This is a genomic window from Nitrosomonas communis (assembly GCF_900114745.1).
Taxonomy (GTDB): domain Bacteria; phylum Pseudomonadota; class Gammaproteobacteria; order Burkholderiales; family Nitrosomonadaceae; genus Nitrosomonas; species Nitrosomonas communis_A.
The window spans coordinates 1-25,427 of sequence record NZ_FOUB01000007.1 but is presented as its reverse complement, the minus strand read 5'-3'; the positions used below and the strand labels follow the sequence as shown (position 1 = coordinate 25,427).

The window sequence follows — 25,427 nt, the reverse complement described above, 5'->3', positions numbered from 1 at the left end:
CTGACTGTCCCATGGATAACTTCTTTCACGCCCGCGCGTAAGGGGTAAATCCATGGCTCAGTCAGCATTAGTCAAATATCTTAAAAATCAAATACTTTTATAAAGTCTCAGCTCAGTCATCGCAATAAGGCAAACGGTTACTGGAATCCCTAGGTTTGAGCGATAATCCCATCAGTGCCTTAGCGCCAGTGGCCGTGCGGGCCCGATGAAAACCACGCCTAAGCAACTGTTGCACCAACCAGCGACTGGTGCCGATGTATTCACTGCGTTTTTCCGCACGCTGTCGCCAGCGCTCGAATACATCAGCTATGGCTACCCTGGCTTGTGAATGCTGTTGACACTCTTCCTCGAGAAATTCGCCGATGGTGTCTTCCTCGTCGAAGTACTCGTCCGTAGCATCTACTACGCATTGGGGCGGTGTCAGACCGTTTTGCTGCCATGCCAGACATCCTTCCAGTGCCCAGGCGAGAATGCCGTCGCGTTCCACGAGCAGTTTTTCCTGTAGCTGCTTATCGCGCTTTTCAGGTGGTACGGTGATCGTGAATGGAATAAGATGCAGTCGCCGGCGCATTGCCTCATCGATGTTGCGGATCGCTGGCTTGTGATTGCCGGCGATCACCAACTTGAACTGTGGCACGTAAGTGAAGAAATCCTGGCGCATGAAACGTGCGGATACCCGATCACCGCCGGTGATTTCTTTGATCTTGGATTCATTCCAGCGGCGTCCCTGTTCAGTCTCGGTAGCCCCAACAAAGCGTGCGCCACGCAGACCTGCCAGATCGGTTGGATGCCGATCGCCTCGTGCCTCCATAAAAGTGTCCATCGGTGCATTGGCCGCGTAGTCACCCAACAGCGTGAAGAGCGTATTGACGAACACTGATTTGCCGTTGGCGCCGGTGCCGTACAGGAAGAACAGCGCGTGCTCTTGCGTGCTGCCGGTCAGACAATAGCCGGCAAAGCGCTGCAGATAGGCAGCGTATTGTTGGTCACCCTGGGTCACCTGTGCGATGAAATTCAGCCAGATCGGGCACTTGCCGCGCGGGGTAGCCGCTGCGACCTTGGTCATGCGATCACGGCGATCATGCACGCGCATCCGGCCGGTGTGCAAATCGATGATGCCCCCTGGCGTGTTGAGCAACCAGATATCAGCATCCCACTCATCGGTAGTCGCAGCGTGCTTGCGATCCGTGCGGGCCAGCCGTTCGACACCGCCTACCGTACTGCTGGCAGCAAGCTTTGCAGCAACCTTGATGCTGTTGGCTTGAACGGCTGCGTGGCGACAAACATGACGGATTAGATTACTGGCTGCCAATGTTTCTTCTGTGCGCCAGCGCTGACCGTCCCACATCAGCCACTTGCCCCAAGCTGCGACATAGCGCCAATCGAGTTGGTAGCGCCGGGTAAAATTCAATGCCAAGGCATCTTCAGTACCCCAGACAGAGGTTTCACTTCTGCCGATATCCTTCTGGTAGGGACTGCCACCATTTTCTTCTTCAGGGGACTGCACGGCGATACGCGGACCGTGGGTGATAAAATCTTCGATATTGAATCCATCGGCGATTGCATCAGCTGCATCCCAGCCATCGGAGCGATCATCAGGTGGCAGTAGAATGGCAACTGACAGCGCACCGGCTTGCAAGATCGCTTGAGCGGCTCGGTCAGCATAATTCCAGCCGGGTTTATCGTTATCTGGCCAAATCAAGACTGCTTTGCCTGCAAGCGGCGACCAATCGGTCTTGTCCACCGGTGCATTGGCACCATGCATTGCAGTGGTCGCGGCTATGCCAATATCGATTAATGCTTGTGCACATTTCTCACCTTCGACCAGAATGACTTGTTCAGCTTCAAGAATGCCTGGCTGATTGTAAAGTGGACGTGGCTCAGGTGGCGCATTCTTGCGTCGTCTCGCATCCCAAGGACGGAATTCCTTCTTTCTTCCAGGTGGATCGTAACGATAAACGACCGCGATCAGTTTGCCATTGGCGTCCAGATAATCCCACTTGGCGGTGGCTGGACCCAGTTCGTCAGTGGGTGGCTCTTTTTTGTCTTTGCGCAATGGCACTGAACGAGCATGCCCGAGTAGATCACTTGCCTGTGCTAATACGCGAGGAAAATCAGTGATGATGTTGACTCCCAGATGTGCTGCGATCAGATCGAAGATATCACCACCATCACCCGTGGCACGGTCTGTCCACAAGCCGACCTTCTCGCCTTCGAGCACGACTTCCAGGCTGTCGCCAGGGCTGCCCAGCACATCACCAGTCAAGAATCTTCCCCGGCGTTTCTTGCCAGCGGGAAACATTGCCCATAACACCGATTCCAGCTGGCCTAGCAACTCCGCGCGAATTTCATCGCGCTCAGCGTTTAGCGCTTCGATGGGAAGAGTTGTTTCGTTAAAATCGATCATTTGTCCTCCTCCAAGAATTGTTCAACTTCTCGCTGTTCACGCTGCTGGACAGATTGGTTACGCGCAGCCCAAACTGAGAGTTCAGATAGACGGTAGCGAACCAGGCCCCCCATGAGGTAATGAGGAATCCGGTACTTGGCGCGCATACTGTGATCGGCGAACCAGTAATACGGTAGCCGTAAAGCGGCAGCAGCTTGTTTGGCATCGATCATCGTTTCACCGATGACATCTGATTGGGTTGGGGTGAAATAGTCATTCATGTTAAAGTCCTCCAGCATCGGTCTTGCCAAGAGCACATGCGGCATTCAAAGTGGGTTGAATCATTAAATGATCGTGGTAACAGTTCATCTGCTTCCGTTGCACTGATCACCTTGACCGCTCGATCGGACATGCGCTGCGCGAGGCTCGCGTCAAACGGCACAAGTTCGGAATAGATCTCCATCGTGTCGGCATTGAGCGCCGTAAACAGGGCAGGGTGCTCATGCAACTCAAGATAGGCTTGATAGAGTGCGACTTGCGCGGCATAGACCGGCTTTGCAACGGCGAGTTGATTCTTCTCCAGCTCACGCCAGGATTTGCTGCCCAAGCACTTATTCTCCCAAAGCGCGGGGTAGGCAAAGCCCTCGGGGCCATTCACGATCACGCCATCGATATGGCCTTGCAAGCGGCCATCAACCACCGAGAAACCAAACTGCTCACCGTTGGGTTTGCGGGTGCGCAGGTCAAAGCCCGCAGTGCACAACCACTGCACCATGCACTCTTCCATGACATGACCACGCTCGAAAATGCGCAGCATCTAGCCTGGGATTTCCCGACCATAGTCGACCGGTGCTTGCGCATATTCGTATTGCAGCGCACGTTCACAAGCAATCCCTAGACGCGATGCGCCCAGATACTGTCGTGCAGCTTGCTGAGCATGTTTGCCTTGCATGCCTGCATTGATCAGTGCTGTAACTTGCCCAGAGATACTCGAAGTGGAATTGAAATCCATCATGCTTGCTCCTCCCATGGCAGATCATTTTGTAGATCAGCAAAAGGATCACTGATCGGCTTGGATAACCCTTTCATCGGTGGAAACTTGGCAGCCTCATGTGCATCGGTCATCGCATCGGTATAGCAACTAACGATGGCATCGATCACCTGCAACGCCTCATCTTGCGAATAAGCCCCGAGGGGCTTATCAAAACCGATGGTTTCCGCTGCTTGACCGAAGGCCTTGAGGCATTGCCTCATAGCAGCAATTTCCATATCAGAGGCATCAATCATCACGACCTCCTTGCCAAACTTGGTAGCATCGGCCCAGTTGACATACAGTTTGTGGAAGATATCCTGGCAGCGACGACTGCAAAATGCCCAGTCGATCGGATAGCGCCGGGGATCGGCGGTAAGGTAGCGTCCATCGGTATGTCTGTAGCCGCGAGCTTGTCGTTTGCAAATCCAGCATTTCACGCCACCTCCTCGACAATGATTCCGGCCGGAAAGAACTGTGCTTGCCGATCCGATGGCAACAAAATCGGCTCATGAGTATTCTCTAGTTGAGACAATGAGTTAGGTGCAAGATTAGCCAGAAAACGGGCGAATCGGCCACCCTGATCTGCTTCGCACTCAAGATCGCCAAAGCGCACCACCCCGTAGTGGCTAAGAGTGAGAGTCTTTGTATTCATAGTGGTCTCCCTTACTGTGCCCAGGCGGGTTTGCCAGTGGCAGGTGAGCGCTGCGGAGTAGCTGAGGGGTGGACCGGTGCAGCTTGTGCTGGCGTGCTTGAGTTGCCACCGCCGACATTGGTTTTGGGTAGTACACCCATCAGCTTGGCGTAGTCAGGGTGATCAGGTTCGATAACGTGTTTCACTACGTTGCGATCTTCACCCTTGGCATCCTTTTCGGTATCTACCCGTGCCAAAAACTCGATTCCATCCAATTCATGGAACCCTTCAATGCGCCGGGCACTAACGGCTTGCGGTGAATTATCCTGCGGGTGAACATTACGTGCGGAGTTAAGGATGCCACGGATCATACTGCGACCCATCTGTCCCCAAGTGGGCCCTTTCTTCGATTGCAAGCCGATGTTTGACCAAAGCTTGCGTTTGGCGTAAGGGCCTTCCAGTACGATAAATTCGCAGGCGAGATAGACACTGCCGGTCTCGAAGCTTTCGCTGGCATAACCGCCTGCCCAGCCTTGTTCCGGGTTGTCATAACCACCCGGTTTGATGGTCATGCGCACCTGTACCAGCGTTCCTTTGGGGATCAGATCGAATCCACTTTGTTGTGCTTCGGCATCGTTAAAGTCTTGCCAGTTGTTTTGGTTCATAGTTTTTTATCCTTGAATGTTAAATGTGTGGGGTGGGGCTGAGGCATTTCTGGATGAGCCGGCCCAAATAGGGTTCTTCAATGGCATCGAGCCGACCACTGCGGTCTTTGCTCGGATAGCCGTATGGATTGTCAGCACGTGTGATGAAAGCCCGGTAGGGGCTGCCATCGTCGGCTTTGAGGATGGCAAGTGTTACCACTTCATCGAGGATGCCCGGCAGCTCTAATGCAGTCTTGCTGCCCTCCAGTTGCAGCTGGTAGTAGCGCCGGTTGAAGTCATCCATTTTTTCTTCGAGAATGGCAACATAAATGACGTGCTTATCGCGCACATGTTGTAAGTGGGTCAGTGCTGCAATCATTTCCTGACCTAATAAACCATAAGCTCCGCGGGTATCGGGCTTGCCGTTTTTCTCGGAATAGGCCTGCGGCTGGGTTTTGCACCAGGCAAAGCAAAGCCGTGACAGTACGGTCAGTGAATCGACAAAGTAGTACTCGTACTTGGCCAGCTGTCCAGGATCGCCATACTTTTCACAAACGTGGCGGTAGTGCGCTTCCGAGAAAGATTGGTCGAGTGTGGCAGTAGGCAAGGGGCCGGCGAGAAAGACTACCAGATCGCGAAATTCACTCCAGCTGCGTGGCCTTACCGTATCACCAGTCCAATCCTTGACCGACAGATCGCCTGCCTCCAAATCGACGAACAGGGTTTTGTCCGCTGGTAAGGTTTTGAGCTGGGTGGTTTTTCCGGTACCCGGAAAACCGATCAAACCGATCTTGGCGCTATGCTGCTCCTTGAGCCGTTCTTCGGCAGAGATAATCGGTAGAGCCATTACGCCACCTCCTTCAGCTGTTCCAGCACCGCAGGATTCCAAAGAATCTGGTAACCAGAATGACCATTTCGCGAATAGGGCAATGCTTCACCCCATGCCTGGCCGGCTTCGGTCAATTCCCACTCGTCACGCTCATTGCGCTGCTGATAGCCCAGTGCAGACAGGCATCTATTCACGGCCCGTGCTGAGTGACCAAGATGCTCGCCCAGACTAGTCGGGTTCATGCTGCAGATCGGTTCATTGTTGATGGGCAACGCCCGGCGCAGGGTTTCGATCGCAAGTCCGGTGTTTTCCTGAATGCAGGTCAGGGTGGCAGCCATGGCGATGCTGGGCTTGACGCCGGGCACTTTGGTGATCGCTTCACCAATCATAAGTAGCGCATTGACGCGATCCTGCGTCGGCTGCGCCAACGGGGAGGGAGCACCCGGCACTGCATAGGAACCGGTTTTACGGATCGAGGGCAATACTTCATGCGTCACCCAGCGTTTGAACTTCTTGGCTTTTGGCAGATTACTGCCAAGAATCAGTGCATATAACCCGGATTCATTGACATGGTTAGCGCGTTGATTGCGTCCTAGACTATCGATGACGTCCATTTTTTGGACATCATCCTTGTCGACATGGGATTCAAGCGCTTGTCGTGCATTGCCATGTTCTAGCGCCTTACAGATATCGTTAGCATTGAACCATGGCTCATTATCTGCATCGAGATTAACGCGCACGGTATGATTTTCAAATTCGAACGGAATAATATTGCTCATGCTGATTTTCCTTCTGTGCTAAGCAATGCAAGGCGATAGCTTGCTTTGCCAGGTTTTACGGTACGTGCTGAACTGAACAGCTCTTGCATGGGAGTGGGCCAGTTGGTGTAGCGGGATTCCGCAATTGAATACTCGATGTCGATGTAATCACTGACATGCTCACCGGAGTCCTCGATACGCTTGGCAAGAAGGGATAGCTGCGCCTGATCCCATGACACGCGTTTAGGCTGATCGACTGTGATGCGCAATAACCCATCAGTGAGATGGCATACACCGAAATCCTTGCCGGATGCGTGACGGATGGCAGAAGTTTGCTCGCTGTAGCACTGATCCAGCGCCGCATCGAACTTGGCGCGAGCTCTTTTCAGCCATTCGCTGGCGCAATCAAGGTTCTTACTAATCTCGTGCTTTTGCTCAGGTAATAACGCGGCCAATTGGCTCACGGACATCTCATTGATGTCGGCGGGGAAGATGGTCAGATCGTTCATGTCTTTCCCCTTATTGGTATGCTCGAGCGGAAGTCGAGTAGCGCGAAACACGCCGCTCGAACGCTTCGACTTCAGAGATGAGATAGGTGACGCGGGAACCCAGCTTACAGAAGACCGGGCCGAGCTGTTCCTGACGCCAGCGGCGCAGGGTCTTGACCGACAGCCCCCAACGAGCCGCGAGTTCGCTTTCGTCAAGGGCAATGCGTGTAGCACCGTTCTGGCGTGGCCATACGATTTTCTGGCCAGATTGAACGGATGAAACTTGATTTGGCATTTGAAGCACTCCTTTTGTTGTGTTGAAGTGCTCCTATTAACTCGCAGACGGGGCTGCGATATTACGCAGGATTTACGCAGAAATTACGCAAAAAATACAACGTATTGATTTGTATGGTGATTATGTCGCCATGCCAGGCGCTTCAGTGCGTTCGTAAGTATGATTGGAAGGGTTCGATTCATGGATGGGATAATCGACTGCGCCGATATTCAGTTCCCACAGACGAGGCCTGTTGCTACCATCTGCACCGCGGATGTAGTTTTTCCACTCAGGCGCACCCCGGAAAAACTCTCCCAATGAACGGATAGGCACATTCGCTGCGCTCTCCAGTTGCAGCTTGGTGCATTTCTTTTTCTGTGACATCCAGGCATCCACGAGCACTGCGACCACATCCACCCATTCCTTCTTCGTAAGCGTCCACGGATCTGACCAGGGACCGACCAGCAGCGCATTGCGCGCATCCTCTCTGATCAAGTAGGGCGTATCACTGGTTATAGCCGCGTTCTGCCAGCGGCGTACCTCTCCCTCGATACGTGATAGATCAAGCCTGACTTCGCCGTCATGCTCGATCAGAAGGGTGTTCACCGGGATTACGATGCCCGGACCCAGGAAGCGACGAGGCGAGTCTACCGTTGTGCTCAAGACGATGGTGAGCCCGAGGTTAGATTGGCGCAGCGCGCTATCCATCTTGTCGGCATGTTTGGGCTCCCAGAGCCGCGATACCAGCGCAATCGGGAGCCTTTGATTCCCCATGCGGTAGTAGCCGAGAATGAACGGTTCGTGCTCATCGGGGCTGAGGGGTCTGTCGACCAACTGATCCTTGAGCAGCAAACCGAGCCGCTCGCGCAGATACCATTTGTCAAGTGCATAGCGGCACAGATCGCCTTCGGTGAGATCAAATTGTTGCCCACTGACCTCGTCTTGTGCCCAGGTGCGGGTGCTGTTCGATTGCACCTTAAGTCGGTGAAAGCCCGCTTGACCGTCGTCATCCTCCACTGGCACTGTAATGTAGTCGCCCGGGGTCTTTTTCTTCAGTAGACCCTTGGCTACGAGATCAGCGGTGGGCAAGCTCAGCGTGCTCAACAAATGACCGTCAATTTCATCTGTCGCCAAATCGAGCAGCTTCATTTCAGCCTGGAACAGCGCGAGGTTTTCACCGACCTTCGCCAGCTCAATGCGCTTCATCACACCGAGCGAAGTCAGGATATCTTCGCCGCATCGACGAAGCCTCGGATCCGGAAGGGTGAGCAGGTTGCAGTAGCCGCGCTGGCCGACCGTGATGTCCAATGCACGTGTTTCCGTCTCATGGTCGAAGCGCACGACAAACGATAGCTTGACCTCCCATATGGAACGGCAAGCGGTGATCGGGTTATGCTGACCGAAGTGCTCGCTTGTCACGCGCCAGATGTCGTCGCTGTTTGCCAGTGACAGCGTGATGCTGTGCTGGCTATGTCCGAGGGACACGCTCAACGAAGATACCCAGGCATCCACGATCAGTGCACCAGTTGCTTTGGCTGCCTTCAGATCAACCCAATTCTTGAGCATGGCTAATTCATAGCTGATCGCATCTACCGGTTGCTTCGAGAGGGGCTTGTCGAACCCGATCAACGAAAACCGATCGGCTAGCCGTTTCGCAATACTTTGCCGCTCGGACAGCACATGCACTTTGTTTGCGGCCGCATCATAGACCAGCGTGGCTTCCAGTGCAGGAATGTAGAGCAGCAGATCACGCCGCTGATCTTTCATCTGGCGTAACGCACGCATCTTCCCGGGATGATAGACCACGAGATAGTGCAGACGGCGTTTGCCGGCGTCATCACTCTCTTCCATTTCGAAATGGATGATTTCACAGTTTGCCATGGCCTCGTCGTCCAATTTCAGAATCTCACCGACCCCTTCGTGCAGCTTTTGTGACACTTCCTCGGTCCACACGAAATCACGCCCGTCCCCATCTCGTACACTGAAACCCAGGAATTTCTTGTGGCCGTGGAAATGGTGAGTAAAATAGATGGTTTCGATCTGATCGAAAATGTGGGAAGCGTTGACCCTCAACCAGATCAAGCGAGTCATCGCATCGGCCGTGTGCTCAAAAGTGCTGAGTTCCGGGTGATTACCGAAGATAATGGCTGAGTAGGCGTATTCGAGGAGCGCTTCGGTGCGAAAGCGCAGCAACTGTAGCAGACGTACGGCCTCTCCATCAGCGATAGTGATGGCTTCGCGTTTGACAAAGGATAAGTCGTCGATGAGGGTTGAGCGAGCGCTATCCTCGGGTTTCGATGCATCCAGGATGCTGAGGAAGGCGAATGGGTCGATTTTTGCAAGCAGCGCGAGGGAGGGTAGCGTTGCCGATCCGATCAGTTCGACAAGGTGTTTGCTGTTTCTGAGGGTTTTTTTGGCCACTTATTGCTCCTTGAACAATGTTGCGTGGCCTGCCTCCCATGAAGTGGTAACGCCGCCAGCGCTACGATAATCACGGGATGATTCCCATTCTAATTTTAATCTTAATGCTTGATAGCCAGTCTTCGCGGTACTGCAATGCGAGCGCAGCGAGATTGGTGCGACCTACCCCAGCTTGATGAGCGAGATCTTCCAGGGAAGTCGTGCAGTCAAGCCATCCCAATCCATGAGAAGCCACCAAAGCTGCCTTGTCGGCAGTGGTGACGATGATGGCGTCTGACGGCAACAGATGGTTCGCGAATAGCCATGCGAACAGGTGTTTCTCTCCGTCGTCGAGTGTATTGCAATCAGGATGGGCGAGCACCAGTGAGGCGATATCCTGGCGTGTCACGGCATGTTGGCCAGCCAGGCCTGCCTTTAACTTCGCGGGAGCAACTGCGATGTGGCGGCAATCACCAGGATGGCCCGTCAGCGTTTCTTTCACACACTTCTCGACCGTTTCGAGTGCGAAATGACTGCTGATTGCGCTCCAGCAGTCTGTCCGCAAGGCTTCCAGCATAACATTGGTATCGGCAAACACGCGGGTTTTTGGCATACCGTAACCACCTCACAGCTCGAAGGGTGCGGTGAGGTCATACTGAGTAAACAGCTCGGTCAGTCCCCCCAATCCTAATCCCATGGCTTTAGCCGCCTTGCGTGCCGATAGCCTTCCATTGTCGAGCGCCTCATATAGCATTTTGACGAACGTGAGGGAGAATCGTTTGGGTGAACCCGATGCCGAGTGCCGTTGTTTTTGCCGGGAAAGGCCATGCCGAGTATCTTTAGTAATTAGCTTGAGGTTGAACAATCGCCAGGCGAGCGCCACAGGAGCTACCCGCAACAGCGCAGCGACTTCGCACAGATGGGCAATATCGTGGGCGCGACTCGGATCAATCAGCTGGTCAAGTGATGCGCGCGGCATCAGCAGGCTCGCCCCGAAGTTGTTGGCCAATTGCTCGATGCGTTTGTCTTTATTGCGATCTGCGAGGGAATTGGATTCGCGATGATCGGGTTTCATTGCATCCCAGGTGAGCGCATGGAACAGCTCGTGCGCGAGATCGTAGTAGCGGCGCGCTTCACTCTCGTTGCGATTGATCAGGATGACGCCCATTTGATCGATGTGGCAGGTTGCCCCAGAGATGGACGGATCATCGTCGCCATTGATCGTATCGACGAACAGCACAGGAATATCGAGCTCCTGCTCGATTTTTTCAATCAGCGTTTCGGCCGGGATCATGCCCAAATCAAGCTCGGCTACCAAACTTTCGGCGCGCTCATGGGCATCTTCGAATGACGACTGTGCCGACAGACGTAGCGCACGCTTGAGCACGCTTGCCCGGCCTTCTCGCTGTTCGCGTAACCAACGCAGCAGACCAATCCATTGACCGGCCTTCAACTCGAACTCGTCAAGACGATCTTCGGAAACTTCAGGGGCCACCCGCCATGAGAACTGTGCTTCGCCAGCCACGGCAAAAGGGTCGATAAAAAATTCAATTTCCCGCTCCAGCAGCTCGGAGAGCAGTAGTAATTCCTCTGGCTTGAGCGCACGCTTACCGTTCTCGATATCAGAGACGGATTGGCGATCCTTTAGTCCCAGTCCTCGAGCGAGCAGATCCTGCGTCCACTGTCTTGCCTCGCGTGCAGCCTTGACGCGATAGCCGATCAACTTCTGTGAAATCTTTTGACTGGTGCCTGAACTGATATTTTTCAGCATGGTGATGACCCTCCTAAACCGGCATTCTATAATTGCTAAAATAAAAAAGCAAAAATATCTTGCGAAATAAGAAAAGCAATCATATTGTTGCTCTCTTTTGCCATCCTATTGGGAAGAAGCCATGCACTATGTGTGGCTGTTACCATTCCTTGGAGCCACCATGAAGCACCTCGAACTACCTCACCCATCCGAAATGTCAGCCAGCCAGAGAGCTGGCGAAATCGCCCTGATCCTTGCGGCTGCCATTGTGCGCACGCAACTGGCAGGAAGCGACAAACAGAAAGAAGTTGAGCTTGCTATTACTTCCTACCCGAGCGTTCATACGAACCCGTTATCTAGAAAAGAGAGGTTGTCATGAACGATAAACCAAAATCATCAGTAGCTGCGCGTATTGCAGAACTACCAAGTCTCCCCATGTCCGAGCTTTGGCTGCTGTGGGACCGTTATTTCAAGCGACGACCAGAGTATCCTAATCGCTCTCATGTCGAATCGCGTATCGCCTACAAAATCCAGGAGGAAGCCTTTGGCGGGCTCGCTGCGGCCACAAGGGAGCGTTTAGAGGCGATTGGCGCCAAACACTCCAGGATCAAGTTGCGCGCCAAGCCACGCGAATTTAATTTTGCGCCAGGGACGGTGCTATTGCGTGAATGGGGTGAGCGTGAACACCGCGTGACAGTCACGGCCGAAGGATTATTCGAATACGAAGGGCGACCGTTCAAGAGCTTGACTGCGGTCGCCCGTCACATCACGGGCGCGCATTGGAGTGGCCCCCTGTTCTTTGGCCTGATTGGCAAGCGAGGTGACCAATGAATGAGCCTGCGCATATTGCCCCAACCAAGGCACGCAAACGTTGCGCAGTCTATTGCCGGGTTTCTTCGGATGAACGGCTCAATCAGGAATTCAATTCTATCGATGCGCAGAAGGAGGCAGGTCATGCCTACATTGCGAGCCAGCGCTCGCAGGGTTGGATAGCGGTGGCGGATGATTATGATGATCCCGGCTTTTCCGGCGGCAATACTGAGCGCCCGGCGCTCAAACGTTTGATAGCTGATATCTGCGCCAGGAAAATCGACATTGTCGTGGTCTACAAGATCGATCGCCTGACACGCAGCCTGGCTGACTTCTCGAAGATGGTCGAAATATTCGAGCGCTTTGAAGTGTCGTTCGTTTCAGTCACCCAACAGTTCAATACCACGACCTCGATGGGGCGGCTGATGTTGAACGTGCTGTTGTCCTTTGCCCAGTTCGAACGCGAAGTCACCGGTGAGCGCATCCGCGACAAGATCGCAGCCGCCAAGCGCAAGGGAATGTGGATGGGTGGCGTGCCGCCGCTAGGTTATGATGTCGACAACCGTATGCTGATTATCAACGAAGCTGAAGCGGCGGTGGTACGGCGTATTTTTGAGGAGATGTTGACCATCGGTTCGCCTACTCAGATCGCTGCTAGATTGGCTGCCGAGGGGATCACTACCAAGGCCTGGACGACGCAGGAAGGGCAGACCCGCAGCGGCACACGCATTGACAAGAAGTATTTGCATAAATTGCTACGTAATCGCATCTACCTCGGCGAGTTATCGCACAAGGGTAGTTGGTACCCTGGCGTGCACTCGCCGATCATCGACCAGGAGCTTTGGGATAAGGTTCACGCTGTTCTGACCAGGGACGGACACGCGCGCTCGGTGGAAACCAAGATCCGGTCGCGCACTGATGCCTTGCTGCGCGGCCTCTTGTATGCTCCCTCTGGTGAGCGGATGTACCCGACCTATTCGCGCAAGAACGGGCGCAAGTATCATTATTACGTATCCAAATCGGAAAGCCGCTTCGGCGCATCTGGCAAGAGCTATGCGCGTTTACCCGCGCCAGAGATCGAGGCGGCAGTCGTTGCGCAGATTCGGACAGTACTCACCAGTCCTGAAGCGGTGACAGCCGTGGTGCGCCAGATTCAGCGCAACGGCAAACAGGTCGACGAAGCCACTACCGTGATGGCCATGGGGCGGCTCAACGACGTGTGGGAGCAACTGTTCCCGGTTGAGCGCCATCGCATCGCCACTCTGATGATCGAACGCATCGATCTCGTCCATAGAGGAGAAATGCAGGGTATCAGGGTGAAGTGGCGTGAACTCGGCTGGAACGCTTTGCTCGGCGAGTTTGTGCCGAAGGGGATCGGTGCCGAGTTGCTGGAGGTCGAGAACCCATGAGTCAGTTCCCTAATGATACTTTTGAAACCTTTGTACCTTTGACATTGCATCGCCGAGGTGTGCAGCGCGTTACCGATGAGCATAACGCCCATAACGTGATTTTGCTCGAAGGTCTCGCTCGGGCTTTTTACTGGCAACATTTGATCTACGCTGGTGTGATGAAGAGTGGCTCGGCTATCGCCCGGGCAGAAAAGCTACATCATTCAGTAGTCAACGAATTACTACGGTTGACCTTGCTTGCCCCAGACATCATCGATTTGTTGCTGGCTGGGCGCCAGCCACTTCGCATGAACCTGATCTGGTTTCAGCGTAATCCCTTGCCCATAGAATGGGAAGCCCAGCGGCAGATGGTAAAGCGTTTTGAGGAGGAGACATGAGCAAGAAACACCGTGGACGAATCGACGGTAGTGCGGTCATCTACCAGCTACCTGTTCCGGCGGGCGGCGTCCAGTTGGAAACCTTTGTACCGTGGACGTTGGTGAAACGGGGTTGCAAGAAGCAAGTCATCACGCCGCTGGATGCGCCGCAGGCGTTCTTGGAGGAGGCATGTCGTGAGCGAGAAGCCCGTAAATCAGTGCAGGATTCCGCGTTATTGCGTGCTCTTGGTCTGGCATTTTATTGGCAATGCTTGCTGGATGAACAGCGCGTGACATCGGTTGCAGAGATTGCGGATGTCGAGGGAATGGACGTCACTCAGGTGCGCCGTGTGATGCGCCTAACTCTGTTGGCCCCGAAGGTCGTCGAATGGCTGGTGGGCTCGCCCGACGCCGTGCTGGAGAAGGTGATGCGCCACCCCTGGCCCAGCAGTTGGGCCGAACAGATGCAGGTACTTATGCTGCGTATAGCATAAGCTACCCTACTTATGATTCCAGTTCACCTGGAGATCTTACGCTCCTTGATCTGCTCCACGGCGATGCTCTCAACACGCACTATGCCATTATCACTCACTTCGGTCGTTCCTGCTGGCCCTCCAGCGGTGTAAACTGCAGTGACGTCAAGGCTCTCGGTGCTTTCAATGACCAAAAATCCGTCAACCCTTCCATGAATCGGTAAGGGCGTAATTTCGGAATTATTTATTTGCTCGCAACCAACGCCAAGAGCGTGATCCGCTATCAACTCTTCCTCAATAAATTGAGATACTGGCCCTGGCTGCTGCGGTGCAAATTGATTCACAAGAGCGATTTTCTTTCGAAACTTCACATTCTGGTCATTTGGGTTGTAGATATTAACCACCGTTGTATACGATCCGGGAAGGAACAAATTGTGTTCAAGAGAGGTTCTCGTCAGGTTTGCTCCACAGACAAACTTTGCTGCATATTGGAATTTAAATGTGCCGCTACCTTTCTCGTCAGCTGTCGCAGGGTCAGGCAGCATTAATAAATACACTAAAGCGATAGCGGAAACATTAATTAGCAGAGTTGTCTTTTTCATTGATCTTCTCGTAGAAAGTGTAAGGTTGACCACTTTTCAAGTAGTTGCTGACCTTCACTCGGCCGAATCAATCAATAAAAAACAAGGATAATCGGCAGTTTAAGCAGAGCTATGGATCAACAGCATTAATGTTAATAATGCTAAGGGATAGCAAACAGGTAGACAATAATACATTTGTATACAATTTTATTTCAGCATACTTAGAAATTTAATCCTTTTAAGAATTCCCCATATCCTATCTATGTGACCGTGCTTGGCATCATTATCAGTTCTTATGATAAGGGGCAAGCAAGACGGTTGAATTGCCTCTACTTAATTCTATGATTCAATCGCTAGCATTAAATATCATAAGTTTTCCTGTCTAGGTATCTACTCGCAGGCTGCTGAGGAGACGATGAGAACCTTTCGCGGATTTTGACGTTCTTTATCTAACTTCGTGCTTTACCTTGATCTTTATCCTTTTACACAACCAGAACACAAAAACTTTCATAACTGAACACCATGAACCTATTAGAAGCTATAAGCTTCGCCATCTTCTGGTACTAATACACGCTGAGTCATGCCTTTTTCGCTTAGATACTCTCGTAGTTCTTTTCGGGATAACGTGGCATGATTCACCGATTCCATGTGGCTGGCGATAATGGTCGCGTTAGGTGCCGCATTATAGACCTGATAAACATCCTGCTTGCCCATGATGATAGATTCTTCACCAATGACTTTGGCATCACCGCTATTAAGCACAACTACATCAGGATGGTATTTCTTTAAATTGTCTTCGACTCCTTCATACCAGACAGTATCTCCAGCGATGTAGACCGTTTTCTCATCCGGATGCTTTAAAACTATACCACTTACTTCTCCTAACAAATCTTTCATATCCTCAACAATTTCGCTTCCGCCATGCCGACCAGGCGTTTTGATTAACGTAATACCATCAAAATCGTTAGTATCCTCGAGTACCCGGACATTTTTGAAACCCTCCAAGCGGATTGTTTGTGCATCTACTTCGTGCTGTACAAAGAACGGTATGTCTTTAGATATCGCATTTTTGGCAGTGTCATCCCAATGATCTGGATGAACATGGGTCAAGATAACCGCATCCACATCAACAATTTCACTGATAGGAACGGGCAAATCGGCTGTTGGATTCCGTAGGTGATCATTGATAGTACCGCCAAATCCAGGGATTGCTCCTTTTTCAGCTAACCAAGGATCAATCAGAAATTTTTTTCCGCCATATTCAATATTAAGTGTTGCATTCCTTATCTGCTTAATTTTCATGGAAGAACTCCTATAGTATGTAGAGATAGCATTTTTAGATTTAGTATTAATATAATTGTTCATAAAGCATAAGAAATTGGCTCATTTTATATGCTTTTATACTGAAGTATCCGATCAAGTAGGTTGGTTTTAGCCTGAAAGTTGTAGCGAAATGAAAAGAAGGAATTTTAAAAAAATTAGCAGGGTATCTCATAGGGTTTCTTGTCTAGACGGCCGTTTATGGACTGACAAAGGCGCGGGTTATGAGTATCCGCCATGGGTTTTATCGTGCTTTATCCAGTTTCGCTTACTCCTATCCCATTCTTTTAAAGAATCTAAAACTATAGCTTTCCATTTATAGGTATTTTTACCAGCAATTAATAGATTATTAAAAGTAAATCAAGCTAACCTTTATTTAACGTGAGTTCGGGATAAGAAAAGCGGCAAAAGAGATTTGAATTCCTAATGATAAAAAGATTTTCAAAAAGAATTTCCTCTTTATTCATGAGAAGAAGCTATTCCTTAATATCATACTCCCTCAAGCTCTACCGTAGCGTGATGATTCTTATGTCGAACTCACGTTAATAAGAAAACCCTTACGAATTCGGGCTCTTGGTGAGCGTGCGACTTAATCTGAATGTTGCACCGCCGTGGGCAAATGAGTGTAAGCATTGATGAGAATCACTTAGGAAAAGCTTGCCGACGGGCCGCCCGTGATCGTAATCAGGTTCGAGAGGATCAAGCGTTAGCATTCCGTGATAATGCTGTGGATTGTTCAGGATATGTAAAACACTGACTTCCTTAGGCACATCATTTTCAATCACTGTGATCATCCAGTCACTAAAAAGATCCCGCTTTTCTACTGCTCGAATAACACTTCTTTCAAGCTGCTCTTTGGGAATGTTCGGATATAAATGGATCATTTTTTCAAGCCGTTCCTGTTGCCATATTCCTCGTTTACGCTTTACTTCTTCGGTAACTAGCCATTTCTGAGCGACTTTGTTTTTGTCAGCAAGTACAATTTCATCTTCGCTTGGATCAGCGATAGCAAGAATTGAGTCAATCGGACCAGATATTAAACCGCTATGTAATATAGGATCTCCGCGTTTTTGTGTCAGCTCTCCATGGCATTTTGCTCCAGCTGCAAAATCGATGCGATTTGTTTGCCATACCGATGCGTCAAATAAGCCGCGTTCGAGCAGTGAACCTGATTTGCTGACTTCGAAGTGGCCATGTCCCTGAGCCCACAGCTTGGTCAGAATCGCTTTCCCGACCCGAGGGATATCCTGCGCTTCATTGAGCAACAGGTATAGCCGCTGCCCGTTGATGCCTATCAGCTCTTTGTCTCCATGCCAAATGCAGGAGGAGGTGCTTGGCCACCAGACAATTTCGAAAAATTCAAGTTCTGGACATGCATCAAACAAAGCTTGAAATAGCTGCTTACGGCTGAGTGCAGCTTTCCCATCCTTAGGTGCATCATAGTCCAGCACTAGTATTCCAGGACCAGCCGGCCAGCTCATCGTTTTATTGGTCCTTGCAATTTGTGAAAGAGGGTATCCATTCTTTGCCCACTCTCTTTCAGTGACAAGAGCTACTGGACTATGGGGAGGCACTCCATAAGCGAGGCATTGATCCGTTTTTAAACCTTTGAGTAGACCAATGAATTCCTGAAGGTCTGTAAACTCTACAATTTCCATTCTGCCGGCAATAACGTGTGCAGTTGTCTGCTTATCAGGCGTGCCATCAGGCTGCAGTCTGAATTCCTTGGTAACAGTAGGAGGGTGAGTAGCCGTTATAAGGGTACACATTGCACATCGATTATTATCGGTAGCATCCTCAGGTCTCATTTGGTTTGATAATGCGCTCACTTATAATATTAATTGAGAAGTTCAGCGATTTCTGCAACAGGCAGAAGCAGACGATTACAAATTTGATTCGGCCAACGCCCAAACATTCGCCGGTTAAGCAGTAATTTCATCGGATAGTTTGGCTGGTACGGTTCAATGCATTGGTGTACTCAGCAGTTTTGATATAGCCTGGTTCCCTGTGATTACTGCCAGGGCGGAAAGTAAGTTGATATTGAAGATAAGATTAACGTGAGTTCATAATAAGAAAAGCAGCAAAAGGAATCTAAGCCAATGATAAAAATTTTGGAAAAGAGTTTCACCATTATTCATGAGAAGAAACACTCGCTTAATATCAGATGCCCTCAAGCTCTTCCGACCGTAATGTAATGATTCTTATGTCGAGCTAACGTTATTCATCTTCGGTCGCTATCGCTAAGCAATATTCAACTACAACTCATTGAACGGAAACCCGCGCCAATGCTAGAGGCAGTCTCAGGAACGCTCGCGTGACAAATAGAGAAAACACAGAACAGAGAGGCCGTTGAGGGGAGAAAAATGGTGAAATGAAGCAGGTAACGCTCGCGAGGAAAATGCTGGAAGGCGCGCCAACACTGGGTAAACGGGCAATAAAAAACCCCAACCGAGAATGGTTGAGGTTTGGTTGTTGGTGGAGATGTCGGGAATTGAACTGAAGTCCGCAACCACTCAACTATATTTATAAACAGCAACGGCGAGATGACGGATTTATATTCGCATGATCATGGCCTTCCGTTTCTTGCTAATTGGATTAAAGCATTCCATGGCCATTCGATCAAGTCCGTCCGAATAGCAACTTTTGGCCGAACTTATTCTTTTATTTTCAGGTTCAATTGAGGCTTATTTTTAATTTCTGTTAGATCAAGTTTAAGCTAGCATATTTCACTATTGGCAACAATTGCAGATCATCCATCAAACTTAAATGCTTCAGCTTAACGAGTATATACACCTTACATTAATATCGATAATTTTCTCCATATAATTAACATTATCTTGTGAGTCGGTTTGCAATTATGGTGATCTCTTGTGTGATCAGGATAATCGAACAATGGGGATTCGATAATATCTCTAACGCATTTATTTTAATTCTCAGCTTTAAGCTATACTTTAGCTGTTCTCAAGAAGGAATAAGTTAAAACTGAGATTCATGAAGCGGAGAAAGTTTAACTTTGCCGCTCCCTAATCAAACGATAACGTCTATACTCTTCAAGAGTGGAAATAACTAGCAAACAAGCTAGCCGTAGCGGAACATTGGGCAGGTGAAGCTAAGCACATCCCATCTATCCAAAAAGTGACTGCCAGAAAAAATCTTTTTCCCACAGTTCCGACGAGCAAATCCGATTTTATTAAATATTGAATGCACTCTTTATTCTGCCTTTAAACCTGTGTAATGCAAGCTTAGAGCTTCATTTATAGATCCCCATCTTGAGCATAAGAAACTCTCGAAAGTGGGAATCAACTTGAGGTAACTGGTGTGGTGCTGATATGATCAGAAGATCGGACTTTCCGCTGTGAAGCCCTGGGTGCTCCACGTTTCCGACCTTTCTGCTTTGGAGGTAAACCTTTGCGTAGCAGCTTCATTTTTTGATTAGTTTTAGGTTTAATGAATTGCTCACTTTTGCAGAAATATCGAATAATATAATTCAGATTATCTCTTTTTGCTTTATCCTCTGCATGAATTTCACCAATGCCTAAAAATCCTCTTGCCTCTAAATTTTTCTTATTTTCACTTGTATTACAATTCCAATAAAAACCCCGATATTCCGTAATCTGAATACGCCAATACTCACCGATCTTTTGAGCTAAATCAGTATCACTTTTTCGTTTTGATGCGTCAAAGAAAAGTAACAAGTGGGCATGTACCCCTTTTTCCACTCCATATTCAATCTTTACGATGTAGCCTGTCATGTGGTCAAAAAGTTGATTGTGTCGCATATTCGCGTGAAAACGATTTAGGTCTTTTACAAAATCTTCTAAACTTACATTTTTAAAAATAGGGCCTTTCTGATACGCCAAATCAATCCGTAATACAAGATGCTCTGCAATTCTTTCAAATAGCTTATCAACATATTTAATAAATTCTTGGGAGTTGTTTTCGACGGCCCTTCTTCTGTCAAGAATTTTCTTTCTGGTTTTCGGTTCTCGTAGTTTCTGATGTAACTCTTTGATGAATTCATTAATGAGTCCAGTATATTTTGCATGACTCTCTTTGTTCATGCTAAAGCTAAGATCAGGATTCCAGCAGAAGGATTTAAAAGGATAATCATCAAAATTAGAATAATTTTTAAAAATTGGTAAAAAAACCTCCACCTCATCACTATAGCGGCAGTCGTGGGATAAAGAGCGGGATAAGTCACCATAAAGTGGTAGGGATTTCAAAAAATCTTGCTGGCAAGGTGGTATTTTTAGTTTATAACCTCCCGGTAATAAAGCGTCTTTACATACCTCGGGTGTTATGAGCATATCTTCATGATTCTTTCTGGTCGCTAATTCTTCCAAGAAAAGCTCTAGAGAATGCATCGCATTCGATAGCTTAGATAACTTCTCCAGATGGGCCCTCCGGCTCCGGATATGTTTATTTTGATTTATCCAGAATTTATTACTATAATCAGAGAGATAATTTCTAAAGGCACGGTCACAGATTTCCAGATCATCTTCATTAAGTTTAGTAATATCAACCATTGTTATTTCTCTCTAAAGTGGAATATCAATAGCGTCTGGATTATTTTGTACAGTTCTTAACGAGAATAATTATGAAATAGTTCTTGCCTGCTTTGCTCTCGTTCTTGCTTCGGATTTCATAATATTGAGTATGGAGTTGGAGATGATCGGTAACAGACAAGCTTTCAAGTCAGCTGAATCTACCTCGTCCACACCCTAGCGTGTGCTCCAGTACTGAATCTATTTCTAATATTATATTTTGTATAACATAAATAACCCGAATTGCTGTATCCCAAAATATCCTGAGACTCCAGTTAACTAATTAATCTTTCCTCCTAGATTTCCAGATCTATTTGGACTGATTGTCATGTACATAGATATATCGCCAGAATCACAATTTAGTGTGAATCACGGCATTAGTTTATCCTTGGGTTTGCAAGGAACAGTCGGACCCTGTTGCAACCATTTTTGAACTTAGTGTAATTTCCATGCTATGGCTCCTGTGTGGTTATTAGGATGGTTATAAAACATTGGCCTCGATTACATGCCGTATTGAAATTCTATTGCCAACAGTTAGTTTTTTATAATAACGATAATCTATTGATATTCATAATATATAAATTAAGTACGTACATGAAGATGAATTAACTCTGTACACGATTAATTTTTTATCTGTATTATCTTTGTACGGCATTTTTGCCGTGTATAGATACTCAGTACGTCAAAAAAATGCTCCTCAATTGACTACTATGTGAGCAATGCCCACAAACTATTTCCCCTTCCTAAAAAATTTTAACCACACATATTTTTACTGGCTAATACCTTTCGGGTATGGCTGGTAGTTACCTTTATTTTTGAGTAAAGCAATCTTTCCTTCTCAAAACACATCGCTCACATAAAGAGTGCTAAGTTTTTTCACCTCGGCCAACAGATATGTTGAGTCAACTTTTTACTTAAAGATAGAAAAAACGTATCAGATGGCTAATTCACTTCAGGAGGTATGACCATGAATCTTCAATGTCCTAATTGTCAATCCATACTAGTATATCGTTTCATAAAAAGATTTAACGTATATAGTGAGTATATCTGACATACAAGTTATTGATTGTAATATGGATTATATGGGATAAAGCGAGCGATATATTTGTATATATTTTGTTGAAACGATCTACTAGAAAAAACCGCCATATAGATTGATGCTCTTGAGTGTTTCCTCCAAACAATATCCCTTTCCTAAAAAATTTTAACCACACATATTTCTATTGGGTCATGCCTTCGGGTATTGCCGTCAATTACCTGATTTTTAGGTAAATCAATTATTCCTTATACCCAACAAATCGCACACAAAGAGCGATATGTCTTTTTCACTATTGCCTTCAGCTCCGTTCATCAGTTTTCCACTTCAAGATAGACGCGTGTCTGTGGGCTCATCCTATTCAGGAGGTATTCATGAATATTCAATGTCCAAATTGCCACTCCACCCGTATCACTACCAAAGATGAAGCTAAAAAAGCAGGCGGGGCGATCGGTGCAGTTGGCGGTGGCATCCATGGTGTCACCGGTGCACTGAAAGGTGCTCAAGTGGGGCGTACAGTCGGTGCTTTCATAGGACCCGTAGGAGGAGCCGTTGGTGGTATCGCCGGGGCTTTGTTTGGTCTCTTGACCGGTGCCGTCACAGGTGGTGTCACCGGGGCCAAGCTGGGAGAAATGATTGATCAACGCATCCTGGACAACTATTTGTGCCAGTCATGCGGACACAGCTTCAGTATCCAACATCATCGTGATCATTCTCGACCAAAGGTTGCTCGCGTAAAACACTACCATTTAATGGATTAGGAGTACTTATGGCACATTTTATCGAACAAATGGCTTATGTAGGCCAAACACCCTGGCATGGCCTGGGCAATCGACTAAGCCCCAAGCAACCATTGGAAGTCTGGGCACAGCAGGCAGGCATGGACTGGCAAATAAAAGAATCCCCGGTACATTTTATGACTGAGGCACTGGGCGGACTGACATCCATCCATGCTTTTCCGGAACAGAAGGTGCTTTATCGTTCCGACAACAAAGCGGCCTTATCGGTAGTATCGCAGCGCTATCAGGTTGTGCAGCCATCCGAGGTACTGGAATTCTACCGTGATCTGACTGAATACTCCGGTTATGAACTGGAAACAGCCGGTGTGCTGAAGGGAGGCAGGAAATTCTGGGCTCTGGCCAGGACTGGACAAGCTACAGCACTGAAAGGCAATGACCGAGTCAATGGCTATCTACTGCTGGCTACTTCCTGCGATGGCACATTGGCGACGACAGCAACCCCTACTACGGTGCGTGTGGTCTGCAACAACACGCTTACTGTTTCCTTAAATGGAGCAGCCCAGGCAATCAAGGTGCCGCATAGCACCCGTTTTGAGCCACAGACAGTGAAGCAGCAGCTCGGCATTGCCGTTTTCTGCTGGGATGAGTTCATGTATCGCATGCGCCATCTGACTGAACGCAAAGTAAAGGCGCGCGAAGCGATCAATTATTTCGAGCAGCTGCTGTGCGATCCCCAACCAGAGAAGGCTGATCAGGTTTTGCCAAATAACGAACGTGCCTTGAAAAAGGTGCAAGGTCTTTATGACGGGCAAGGACGTGGCGCAAAACTGGATTCCGCCAGAGGTACTGCCTGGGGATTGCTCAATGCCATCACCGAATATGTTGATCATGACAAGCGGGCGCGCAGCAATGAACATCGGCTGGATTCTGCCTGGTTCGGACAGGGAGCCATCCTTAAACAGCGCGCGCTGGATACAGCGCTGCAATTAGTCGCCTAAAGACAGAAAGAGAGATAGAGAGCCAGATAAGCGATTGCTTATCTGGCTTTTTTGTTTCTGTGCATACAGTCATCTCATTAGGAGAAAGTCATGTCAATCCTACCCACTCATGTACCCGCCAAGGCTCAAGCAGCCTTGAAGCTGGTACGTACCAAAGCGATGCCCAGAGAAGAATGGCTCGCGATCAGAAAACAAGGCATCGGCAGTTCGGATGCCGCTGCTGCCGTTGGTTTGCATCCCTATAAATCGCAACTAGAGCTTTGGTTGGAGAAAACAGGTCGTGACGGCAATCTGCCAAAAGCCGATTCCCAGGATGAAGCAAGCCCGCTTTACTGGGGCACTATACTGGAGCCGATTGTGGCTACTCATTATTCCCAGAAAACTGGCTATCGGGTACGGCGCATCAATGCGGTGCTGCAGCATCACGAGCTGCCCTGGATGCTGTCCAACATCGACCGCGAAGTCATCGGTTCTAGTGAGGTTCAAATTCTAGAATGTAAAACAGCCGGTATTCATGGCGCGAAGCTGTGGAAAGAGGGTGTACCCGAGTATGTTCAGCTACAGGTTCACCATCAGTTAGCAGTCACCGGGAAATATGCGGCTGATGTGGCGGTGTTAATAGGTGGACAACAGCTTGAAATACATCGAATTCAGCGGGATGACGCCTTGATCGACCGCCTGATTGGATTGGAGCAGGCCTTCTGGCACTACGTTGAATCCGATACGCCACCGCCGGCAGATGGTTCTGAATCGGCAGAAATGGCTTTACGCTGTTTGTACCCAGCAGACAGTGGTGCTACCTTGGATTTCAGTCAGAATCCGCTCCTGTCAAAAACGTTTACTGATCTCGTAAGTGTCCGCCAGCGTCTGGTGGAGTTACAGAAGCTGGAAGCGCAATACAAACAGTCCATCCAGCAAGTCATGGGCGAGGCTAGCCGGGCAAAGTTCATAGCAGGGGAGGTCAGCTGGAAAAAAAGCAAAGACAGCGTTTCCCTTGATGTAACCCGTCTACTTCAAGAGCAGCCTGATCTGTTGCAGCGCTATTCGATGAGCAAAGCGGGTAGCCGCCGGTTTGTCGTCATTGATTCACCTCAATCGCCCTGATTCTTCGTTCAAACCTATGCGTCTGCCTGATCATGATCAGGCAGACCGATCAAACTACCGTAAAGGAGCATAGCATGCTAAAAGGTTTAACCATTACACCGCCAATACTCGGAAGAATATCGATTGGTAAGATCGTTGAGAAAAACGGCAAGCGTTTGCCGGAAAAGGATGATCAATTTACCATCACCAGCCAGATACAGAGCAGGGAAGGGTGGCTGCCGCATCCGTATGATGAAGGCTTGCGCAAGGCACAGGGCGGAAAAATCCGCAGTATCCCGATCCGTTTGATGTTCAATGAACCGGAGTTGAATTTCCGTGCGGAATATACTTTGTTCGATAGAAATACCGGCAGACCATTATGTGTCGGCAATGGTGAAACCTGCCGGCGCAGAACGGAAGAAGGGGTGGTTGCTTTTCCTTGCCCCTCGCCAGATGGCTGTGCTCTTGCCAAAGGTGGAGCCTGTAAACCCTACGGCAGATTGAATGTCGTGATTGGTGATGATGATCCTCTGGGAATTTTTATTTTCCGTACCACTGGCTTTAACAGCATTCGCACTTTGGCCGCACGTCTGCATTATTTCCAGGCCATTTCCGGCAATCGCTTGTCCTGTCTACCGCTGGAATTGCGTCTACGGGGGAAATCAACGCTGCAAAGCTATAGCACAACCAGATAATTTTGATTATAATTTAAAGATGGCCTATTCACTGGATTTCCGCCGTAAAGTCCTGTCTGTTAGAGAGAAAAAAGGACTTACGATAGCCGAGGTGGCGGCCCGGTTTGATGTTGGCGTGGCGAGCGTGACGCGTTGGGTTAAGAACATCCATCGTAAACCTCAAGGGTTTCGCCAACGCAAGATTGATCT

At 49.1% G+C, this 25,427-nt stretch carries 28 protein-coding genes; 10 read left to right on the top strand and 18 right to left on the bottom strand.

Annotation, left to right across the window (positions count from 1 at the left end; all coding sequences use genetic code 11):
• Nucleotides 1-112 precede the first annotated feature (112 nt).
• From BM122_RS04585 to BM122_RS04525, 14 genes are all read right to left on the bottom strand, one after another.
• Entirely contained in the window at nucleotides 113-2,407 is a 2,295-nt protein-coding gene (locus BM122_RS04585) for a phage/plasmid primase, P4 family (RefSeq protein WP_074904083.1), read from the bottom strand.
• Nucleotides 2,404-2,667, bottom strand: a complete 264-nt coding sequence (locus BM122_RS04580; protein ID WP_074904081.1) for a hypothetical protein — start codon at nucleotides 2,665-2,667, stop codon at nucleotides 2,404-2,406. Before BM122_RS04580 ends, BM122_RS04585 begins: the two co-directional genes overlap by 4 nt.
• Nucleotides 2,664-3,203 (bottom strand): PD-(D/E)XK nuclease family protein, encoded by a 540-nt coding sequence (locus tag BM122_RS04575; protein WP_218151992.1) that lies wholly within the window; start codon nucleotides 3,201-3,203, stop codon nucleotides 2,664-2,666. Before BM122_RS04575 ends, BM122_RS04580 begins: the two co-directional genes overlap by 4 nt.
• Entirely contained in the window at nucleotides 3,204-3,401 is a 198-nt protein-coding gene (locus BM122_RS24000) for a hypothetical protein (protein ID WP_218151991.1), read from the bottom strand.
• Nucleotides 3,398-3,856, bottom strand: a complete 459-nt coding sequence (locus tag BM122_RS04570) for a DUF6511 domain-containing protein (protein WP_074904080.1) — start codon at nucleotides 3,854-3,856, stop codon at nucleotides 3,398-3,400. The genes BM122_RS24000 and BM122_RS04570 overlap by 4 nt, the downstream gene beginning before the upstream one ends.
• Nucleotides 3,853-4,071: a hypothetical protein gene (locus tag BM122_RS04565; protein WP_074904079.1), complete on the bottom strand. Its 219-nt coding sequence runs from the start codon at nucleotides 4,069-4,071 to the stop codon at nucleotides 3,853-3,855. Before BM122_RS04565 ends, BM122_RS04570 begins: the two co-directional genes overlap by 4 nt.
• 11 nt (nucleotides 4,072-4,082) lie before the next feature.
• Nucleotides 4,083-4,715, bottom strand: a complete 633-nt coding sequence (locus tag BM122_RS04560; protein ID WP_074904077.1) for a hypothetical protein — start codon at nucleotides 4,713-4,715, stop codon at nucleotides 4,083-4,085.
• Nucleotides 4,716-4,734: 19 nt separating this feature from the next.
• On the bottom strand, nucleotides 4,735-5,541 hold the full coding sequence (locus BM122_RS04555; protein ID WP_074904076.1) for an ATP-binding protein: 807 nt from the start codon (nucleotides 5,539-5,541) through the stop codon (nucleotides 4,735-4,737).
• Nucleotides 5,541-6,302, bottom strand: a complete 762-nt coding sequence (locus BM122_RS04550; RefSeq protein WP_074904075.1) for a BRO-N domain-containing protein — start codon at nucleotides 6,300-6,302, stop codon at nucleotides 5,541-5,543. The genes BM122_RS04555 and BM122_RS04550 overlap by 1 nt, the downstream gene beginning before the upstream one ends.
• Nucleotides 6,299-6,790 (bottom strand): hypothetical protein, encoded by a 492-nt coding sequence (locus BM122_RS04545; protein ID WP_074904073.1) that lies wholly within the window; start codon nucleotides 6,788-6,790, stop codon nucleotides 6,299-6,301. The genes BM122_RS04550 and BM122_RS04545 overlap by 4 nt, the downstream gene beginning before the upstream one ends.
• A gap of 10 nt (nucleotides 6,791-6,800) precedes the next feature.
• The gene (locus BM122_RS04540) at nucleotides 6,801-7,064 is read right to left on the bottom strand and encodes a helix-turn-helix transcriptional regulator (protein ID WP_074904072.1); all 264 of its coding nucleotides are present in this window, start codon (nucleotides 7,062-7,064) and stop codon (nucleotides 6,801-6,803) included.
• 120 nt (nucleotides 7,065-7,184) lie between these two features.
• Complete coding sequence (locus BM122_RS04535; protein ID WP_074904070.1) at nucleotides 7,185-9,464, bottom strand: hypothetical protein; 2,280 nt, start codon at nucleotides 9,462-9,464, stop codon at nucleotides 7,185-7,187.
• 70 nt (nucleotides 9,465-9,534) lie between these two features.
• The gene (locus tag BM122_RS04530) at nucleotides 9,535-10,008 is read right to left on the bottom strand and encodes a hypothetical protein (protein ID WP_218151990.1); all 474 of its coding nucleotides are present in this window, start codon (nucleotides 10,006-10,008) and stop codon (nucleotides 9,535-9,537) included.
• A 60-nt stretch (nucleotides 10,009-10,068) separates the two neighbouring features.
• Nucleotides 10,069-11,214, bottom strand: a complete 1,146-nt coding sequence (locus tag BM122_RS04525) for an XRE family transcriptional regulator (RefSeq protein WP_074904067.1) — start codon at nucleotides 11,212-11,214, stop codon at nucleotides 10,069-10,071.
• A 160-nt stretch (nucleotides 11,215-11,374) separates the two neighbouring features.
• On the opposite strand from BM122_RS04525, the gene BM122_RS04520 reads away from it, so the two are divergent.
• From BM122_RS04520 to BM122_RS04500, 5 genes are read left to right on the top strand one after another with little or no spacing between them, the layout of a single operon-like run.
• Nucleotides 11,375-11,572 carry a hypothetical protein gene (locus BM122_RS04520; RefSeq protein WP_074904203.1) on the top strand — a complete coding sequence of 66 codons (198 nt, stop codon included), beginning with the start codon at nucleotides 11,375-11,377 and terminating at the stop codon, nucleotides 11,570-11,572.
• Nucleotides 11,569-12,024, top strand: coding sequence for a DUF2924 domain-containing protein (locus tag BM122_RS04515; RefSeq protein ID WP_074904066.1), 456 nt, complete (start codon nucleotides 11,569-11,571; stop codon nucleotides 12,022-12,024). Before BM122_RS04520 ends, BM122_RS04515 begins: the two co-directional genes overlap by 4 nt.
• Nucleotides 12,021-13,412 (top strand): recombinase family protein, encoded by a 1,392-nt coding sequence (locus tag BM122_RS04510; RefSeq protein ID WP_074904064.1) that lies wholly within the window; start codon nucleotides 12,021-12,023, stop codon nucleotides 13,410-13,412. The genes BM122_RS04515 and BM122_RS04510 overlap by 4 nt, the downstream gene beginning before the upstream one ends.
• Complete coding sequence (locus tag BM122_RS04505; protein WP_074904063.1) at nucleotides 13,409-13,789, top strand: site-specific recombinase resolvase; 381 nt, start codon at nucleotides 13,409-13,411, stop codon at nucleotides 13,787-13,789. Before BM122_RS04510 ends, BM122_RS04505 begins: the two co-directional genes overlap by 4 nt.
• Entirely contained in the window at nucleotides 13,786-14,262 is a 477-nt protein-coding gene (locus BM122_RS04500; RefSeq protein WP_074904061.1) for a hypothetical protein, read from the top strand. Before BM122_RS04505 ends, BM122_RS04500 begins: the two co-directional genes overlap by 4 nt.
• A 23-nt stretch (nucleotides 14,263-14,285) precedes the next feature.
• On the opposite strand, the gene BM122_RS04495 is transcribed toward BM122_RS04500, so the two are convergent.
• The 4 genes from BM122_RS04495 to BM122_RS04480 all read right to left on the bottom strand — a co-directional run bounded on the left by BM122_RS04495 (nucleotide 14,286) and on the right by BM122_RS04480 (nucleotide 20,668).
• Nucleotides 14,286-14,843, bottom strand: a complete 558-nt coding sequence (locus BM122_RS04495) for a hypothetical protein (protein WP_074904059.1) — start codon at nucleotides 14,841-14,843, stop codon at nucleotides 14,286-14,288.
• Nucleotides 14,844-15,353: 510 nt separating this feature from the next.
• Nucleotides 15,354-16,124 carry an MBL fold metallo-hydrolase gene (locus BM122_RS04490; protein WP_074904058.1) on the bottom strand — a complete coding sequence of 257 codons (771 nt, stop codon included), beginning with the start codon at nucleotides 16,122-16,124 and terminating at the stop codon, nucleotides 15,354-15,356.
• Nucleotides 16,125-16,699: 575 nt separating this feature from the next.
• Complete coding sequence (locus tag BM122_RS04485) at nucleotides 16,700-17,950, bottom strand: hypothetical protein (protein WP_143083317.1); 1,251 nt, start codon at nucleotides 17,948-17,950, stop codon at nucleotides 16,700-16,702.
• A gap of 1,491 nt (nucleotides 17,951-19,441) precedes the next feature.
• Nucleotides 19,442-20,668, bottom strand: coding sequence for a YagK/YfjJ domain-containing protein (locus BM122_RS04480; RefSeq protein ID WP_074904054.1), 1,227 nt, complete (start codon nucleotides 20,666-20,668; stop codon nucleotides 19,442-19,444).
• A 1,428-nt stretch (nucleotides 20,669-22,096) separates the two neighbouring features.
• On the opposite strand from BM122_RS04480, the gene BM122_RS04475 reads away from it, so the two are divergent.
• From BM122_RS04475 to BM122_RS04455, 5 genes are all read left to right on the top strand, one after another.
• Entirely contained in the window at nucleotides 22,097-22,483 is a 387-nt protein-coding gene (locus BM122_RS04475; RefSeq protein ID WP_074904053.1) for a hypothetical protein, read from the top strand.
• Between the two features lie 8 nt (nucleotides 22,484-22,491).
• On the top strand, nucleotides 22,492-23,460 hold the full coding sequence (locus tag BM122_RS04470; RefSeq protein ID WP_074904051.1) for a DUF932 domain-containing protein: 969 nt from the start codon (nucleotides 22,492-22,494) through the stop codon (nucleotides 23,458-23,460).
• A gap of 90 nt (nucleotides 23,461-23,550) precedes the next feature.
• Nucleotides 23,551-24,564, top strand: a complete 1,014-nt coding sequence (locus BM122_RS04465) for a YqaJ viral recombinase family nuclease (RefSeq protein WP_074904049.1) — start codon at nucleotides 23,551-23,553, stop codon at nucleotides 24,562-24,564.
• Nucleotides 24,565-24,638: 74 nt separating this feature from the next.
• The gene (locus tag BM122_RS04460) at nucleotides 24,639-25,238 is read left to right on the top strand and encodes a recombination directionality factor (RefSeq protein WP_218151989.1); all 600 of its coding nucleotides are present in this window, start codon (nucleotides 24,639-24,641) and stop codon (nucleotides 25,236-25,238) included.
• Between the two features lie 19 nt (nucleotides 25,239-25,257).
• Nucleotides 25,258-25,427: IS630 transposase-related protein (locus tag BM122_RS04455; RefSeq protein WP_143083316.1), on the top strand; the 170-nt coding region annotated here is incomplete at its 3' end.

What these genes read in the sequence shown, in the direction of transcription:
- BM122_RS04575 (WP_218151992.1), bottom strand. Translation starts at nt 3,203, where the DNA reads ATGCTGCGCATTTTCGAGCGTGGTCATGTCATGGAAGAGTGCATGGTG.
- BM122_RS04510 (WP_074904064.1), top strand. Translation starts at nt 12,021, where the DNA reads ATGAATGAGCCTGCGCATATTGCCCCAACCAAGGCACGCAAACGTTGC.
- BM122_RS04485 (WP_143083317.1), bottom strand. Translation starts at nt 17,950, where the DNA reads ATGAGACCTGAGGATGCTACCGATAATAATCGATGTGCAATGTGTACC.
- BM122_RS04520 (WP_074904203.1), top strand. Translation starts at nt 11,375, where the DNA reads ATGAAGCACCTCGAACTACCTCACCCATCCGAAATGTCAGCCAGCCAG.
- BM122_RS04585 (WP_074904083.1), bottom strand. Translation starts at nt 2,407, where the DNA reads ATGATCGATTTTAACGAAACAACTCTTCCCATCGAAGCGCTAAACGCT.
- BM122_RS04545 (WP_074904073.1), bottom strand. Translation starts at nt 6,790, where the DNA reads ATGAACGATCTGACCATCTTCCCCGCCGACATCAATGAGATGTCCGTG.
- BM122_RS04460 (WP_218151989.1), top strand. Translation starts at nt 24,639, where the DNA reads ATGCTAAAAGGTTTAACCATTACACCGCCAATACTCGGAAGAATATCG.
- BM122_RS04480 (WP_074904054.1), bottom strand. Translation starts at nt 20,668, where the DNA reads ATGGTTGATATTACTAAACTTAATGAAGATGATCTGGAAATCTGTGAC.
- BM122_RS24000 (WP_218151991.1), bottom strand. Translation starts at nt 3,401, where the DNA reads ATGATGGATTTCAATTCCACTTCGAGTATCTCTGGGCAAGTTACAGCA.
- BM122_RS04465 (WP_074904049.1), top strand. Translation starts at nt 23,551, where the DNA reads ATGTCAATCCTACCCACTCATGTACCCGCCAAGGCTCAAGCAGCCTTG.
- BM122_RS04500 (WP_074904061.1), top strand. Translation starts at nt 13,786, where the DNA reads ATGAGCAAGAAACACCGTGGACGAATCGACGGTAGTGCGGTCATCTAC.
- BM122_RS04580 (WP_074904081.1), bottom strand. Translation starts at nt 2,667, where the DNA reads ATGAATGACTATTTCACCCCAACCCAATCAGATGTCATCGGTGAAACG.
- BM122_RS04540 (WP_074904072.1), bottom strand. Translation starts at nt 7,064, where the DNA reads ATGCCAAATCAAGTTTCATCCGTTCAATCTGGCCAGAAAATCGTATGG.
- BM122_RS04470 (WP_074904051.1), top strand. Translation starts at nt 22,492, where the DNA reads ATGGCACATTTTATCGAACAAATGGCTTATGTAGGCCAAACACCCTGG.
- BM122_RS04555 (WP_074904076.1), bottom strand. Translation starts at nt 5,541, where the DNA reads ATGGCTCTACCGATTATCTCTGCCGAAGAACGGCTCAAGGAGCAGCAT.
- BM122_RS04525 (WP_074904067.1), bottom strand. Translation starts at nt 11,214, where the DNA reads ATGCTGAAAAATATCAGTTCAGGCACCAGTCAAAAGATTTCACAGAAG.
- BM122_RS04505 (WP_074904063.1), top strand. Translation starts at nt 13,409, where the DNA reads ATGAGTCAGTTCCCTAATGATACTTTTGAAACCTTTGTACCTTTGACA.
- BM122_RS04560 (WP_074904077.1), bottom strand. Translation starts at nt 4,715, where the DNA reads ATGAACCAAAACAACTGGCAAGACTTTAACGATGCCGAAGCACAACAA.
- BM122_RS04475 (WP_074904053.1), top strand. Translation starts at nt 22,097, where the DNA reads ATGAATATTCAATGTCCAAATTGCCACTCCACCCGTATCACTACCAAA.
- BM122_RS04490 (WP_074904058.1), bottom strand. Translation starts at nt 16,124, where the DNA reads ATGAAAATTAAGCAGATAAGGAATGCAACACTTAATATTGAATATGGC.
- BM122_RS04495 (WP_074904059.1), bottom strand. Translation starts at nt 14,843, where the DNA reads ATGAAAAAGACAACTCTGCTAATTAATGTTTCCGCTATCGCTTTAGTG.
- BM122_RS04565 (WP_074904079.1), bottom strand. Translation starts at nt 4,071, where the DNA reads ATGAATACAAAGACTCTCACTCTTAGCCACTACGGGGTGGTGCGCTTT.
- BM122_RS04550 (WP_074904075.1), bottom strand. Translation starts at nt 6,302, where the DNA reads ATGAGCAATATTATTCCGTTCGAATTTGAAAATCATACCGTGCGCGTT.
- BM122_RS04515 (WP_074904066.1), top strand. Translation starts at nt 11,569, where the DNA reads ATGAACGATAAACCAAAATCATCAGTAGCTGCGCGTATTGCAGAACTA.